General features: G+C 58.2%; 1 protein-coding gene and 1 pseudogene. Both read right to left on the bottom strand.

Annotated features, from left to right (window positions below; all coding sequences use genetic code 11):
* Nucleotides 1-183 precede the first annotated feature (183 nt).
* Nucleotides 184-885 (bottom strand): methyltransferase domain-containing protein, encoded by a 702-nt coding sequence (locus tag ACTQ1S_RS09255; RefSeq protein WP_052241580.1) that lies wholly within the window; start codon nt 883-885, stop codon nt 184-186.
* A gap of 63 nt (nt 886-948) precedes the next feature.
* Nucleotides 949-1,089 (bottom strand): annotated as a pseudogene (locus ACTQ1S_RS09250) (putative RNA methyltransferase); the annotation flags it as partial.
* Between the last annotated feature and the right edge of the window lie 562 nt (nt 1,090-1,651).

Raw genomic sequence — 1,651 nt, 5'->3', positions numbered from 1 at the left:
GATGACGCGGAAACGGCCCCTCCCGGGGCCGTTTCAGTTCCAGATCGTTGTTTTCGCCCGCTGAGCTGGGCCTATGCCGGAATCTCTCCCACAGAAACCACCGAAGAGCCAGATTTCTTCTGGGGCGGTTGACAAGGGCTGTCCTTCAGCCCTGCAATTAAGAGGATGATGAGCTGGCTGAGCTCATGAAGGGCCTTGGGAGCGAGGGGTGCCCACCAGCAATTCAGCCTCGATGGTGATGCTTTTCACACGCGATAGATTTAGGGACTCCGCGTCGATGCCGAACAGCAGCGGCGTCATCTCGGCGAACACGCGGACGTCCCTTTCGGACATCTCGAAGGTGCGCGTCACCTTGATGCGGTCGGTCATCTTGAAGTGCTTCTCAAAGCAATCGGTCACCAGCTGGTTTGAGTATTCCTTGCTGCGCAAAGATCCTTCAGCAAGGTGGCGCAGCTCCGTAAGATGATTGCTGCCTGGAACCACTTTGACCAGCACTCCTGGCGCGGAGGCGTTTCTGGTTGGGGTGAGAACGCGCTTGAATTCGTCGTAGTTCGAGGGAGCGAATACGTCCACCACGCAGTTGATGGAGCCTTTCAGCACGGGGATGTTCGTCAGGTCGCCAACCAGCCATTTGACCGCCTTTCTGGAATCGTGGCGGGCCGCCATCAGCATGGCGTCTTTTGAGAGGTCAAACGCCACCACGTCGACACAGAGGTTTTCTCGGATTGCACGTGCATAGAAGCCTTCTCCGCATCCCGCGTCGAGCACGCGGAATGGCGTCGCGTTCACAGCTGCAGGACCCTCGCTTGGGGAAAGGGCCCTTCCTACCGCGGTGAGGACGGCTTCTTTCACGTGGTCGTAATACCCTGCCTCCAGGATTGCCATGCGGCTCTCAAAGGATTCTTTGCTGTAGTGGGCTGACTGCCTGGAGGGCCCTAGAAGGTTTACGTACCCCTGCTTTGCGATATCGAAGCAGTGCCTCTTCGGACATACGAGGCTCCCTTCCTGCAGCTTCAGGGCGCTGTGGCAAAGGGGGCAAGAGAGCACGTCGGCGCTGTCAGCAAATCGCGCGTATCTGTCGAGTACCATTGCGTCTCCTTTCGTCCAAGCAATTCTAGCGGATGAGTCTTCCCCAGCAGTGCATGGCTAATCATAGCAGGCAGAACCGCACAGTGACAAATAGCTGAGCTATTTCAAGCTGGGATTTCGGTATTCTGCTGCCCTCTTTTGGGCCACTTCATTTCGCCACGCTTTTGACAGGAGCAACAGGGTCCTCGCGCGCAAAACGCATATGGGCAATGCAGCCGTCTGTCAGGGCATGCCTGCGCCCCCGAACCTGCCGAAAAGGCGCTGATCTGCCCGCCAGGGCATGCCTGCGACCCCGAACCAGCCGAAAGGGCGGTGGATCTGCCCGTCAGGGCATGCCTGTGCCCCCGAACCAGCCGAAAGGGGGGTGGATCTGCCCGCCAGGGCATTGGCAGAAGAAAGAATGCCGAGATACTCAATAAGAAGATTGATAACCTTCAGCAGGTGAAAAAAGGAGGCTTCGGTAGTTTGTGTGACAAGGGGCTAGCCTAGGCAGCAACGCTCTTCGCTCCCTTCACGCCCTTCTTCCTCGCCTTCACCGGGCGACCCGGGAGCTGGGGCTGGC

Source organism: Collinsella sp. LCP21S3_D3 (genome assembly GCF_052118305.1).
Taxonomy (GTDB): Bacteria; Actinomycetota; Coriobacteriia; order Coriobacteriales; family Coriobacteriaceae; genus Collinsella.
The sequence above is the reverse complement of the archived record's forward strand: the minus strand, read 5'-3'. Positions and strand labels throughout refer to the sequence as shown.

What these genes read in the sequence shown, in the direction of transcription:
- ACTQ1S_RS09255 (WP_052241580.1), bottom strand. Translation starts at nt 885, where the DNA reads ATGGCAATCCTGGAGGCAGGGTATTACGACCACGTGAAAGAAGCCGTC.